A 1,206-nucleotide genomic window follows, 5' to 3' on the forward strand; every position below is an offset into this window, starting at 1 on the left:
TTGATTGGTCGTCAAGCTTCTGCGGTACTATTCGGTCATCCGACTCCCTGAATGTCATTTGTCTTCGTCGCTTATTCCACTTCTAGGACATACTCGGCCACGGGCGATTGGAAGATCGCCGAGTGATCAAGAACTTCAGGGTCTCACTGGTTGCCTGATTGACGGGTTGTGTAGTGCGAATGGGCCGCCGACCCCGGGTCTCCGATTCAGGCTCACCGATGACGCTTGAACCGATATTGCCTTCCAGTATGCACAAACCTTGGGCAGGATCCGACAGTTACCAAATTTCGGGGCTAATTCCATTCAACGTCGCAGGGCCACCTACGATCGCTTCATCCTCACTACCTTTCTGTGTACGCTTCAACGACTGACTTCGACCACCGGTCTTATACAGCCGCTGCAACACTCGATACCGGGCGCGTGGCTAACGCTTACCCAGGCGGGATTCGCACCCGCTAGTCAATCAGACCTTGCCAGTCCGCACGTGCACGGCATGGTTCCCCGCGTTTTGCGCGACGAACGGTCGAAACAAGCAAGACCGACAAACCAAGGCACATGGCCGCCGCAGCATAGCCCGCAGGAGGATAGTATAGAACCGATTCAGAAGCGTCACGGCCGTATTTGGCGATCTGCGAATTCCAGAGAGACCGTGTAACCAGCCATCCCAGCAACGAGGTCGCGAACAAAAGAATGATGCACAAGGCGCGTTGACGCAAGAAAGCAAAGGCCAACGCAAATCCGGCTGATGCTGCAATCACTATGCAGATTGGTAGCGTGATCAACATTGCCTGCTGTCCATGCGAAAGGACCGGTTCGTTTTCTGACGGTTGGCGTTCAAGGGAAATTGCGAGAGCGATATATCCAGCGAAGCCTGCAACGCCGAAAAGTATCGGAAGCACGACAAATAGGAACGGGGCGATTGCAGCAAAACGCGATACACTCGGCGGTGATGCATCGTTCGCAATCGTGACGCTGCCAGGCGGTTGATACGGATCGGCGTCAGCCATGCATCTCAGTCGGGGAACGTTACGGATCACGTGGTCGCCGCGAAAGACTCACCACTTCAATTAACTCAACTCGGCGACTCACGTGCATCCGATGGTTCAAGAAAGCCGCTGCGCGGCGTAGGTGTCTTGAAGTTTTGCAAAAAGTGGTCGGCAAAGCATGCTGGTTCTTTTGTTTCTGACACAAAGGAGCACACCATGC

1 protein-coding gene is annotated in these 1,206 nt (G+C 54.3%); it reads right to left on the minus strand.

The window, feature by feature from the left end; translation table 11 throughout:
- Nucleotides 1-455: 455 nt before the first annotated feature.
- On the minus strand, nucleotides 456-1,007 hold the full coding sequence (locus NHH03_RS27720; protein ID WP_253161612.1) for a hypothetical protein: 552 nt from the start codon (nucleotides 1,005-1,007) through the stop codon (nucleotides 456-458).
- Between the last annotated feature and the right edge of the window lie 199 nt (nucleotides 1,008-1,206).

This window comes from Stieleria tagensis (assembly GCF_024129865.1).
Lineage (GTDB): Bacteria > Planctomycetota > Planctomycetia > Pirellulales > Pirellulaceae > Stieleria > Stieleria tagensis.